The organism is Rhizobium sp. SVR5-9E, from assembly GCF_056755095.1.
On record NZ_JBNDHS010000416.1, the window covers coordinates 1 to 271 of the forward strand.

Annotated in this window: 1 protein-coding gene; it reads left to right on the top strand. The window is 50.9% G+C overall.

Annotated elements, in window-relative coordinates; genetic code table 11:
- Positions 1-271 (top strand): efflux RND transporter permease subunit (locus tag ACPYOJ_RS35430; protein WP_481420398.1); only part of this gene is annotated, 271 nt, incomplete at both ends.

Genomic DNA, 271 nt, shown 5'->3' on the forward strand with positions numbered 1-271 from the left:
GTATCGTAGTAAGAAACGGAATCATCCTGGTAGATTATGCCGATGAGCTGATCCGGGAACACGGATACACGCACAAGGCGGCTGCAATGGCGGCTGCCAAACGAAGAATGCGTCCGATATTCCTTACTTCAGCGGCAGCGGCGGTAGGCGTAGTTCCGATGATTCTGGGTAAATCTCCGATGTGGGCACCACTGGGCAGTGTACTGGCTTTCGGGCTTATTTTCTCCATGATCTTCACGCTTTTCATTGTACCGGTGATGTATTACAAGCT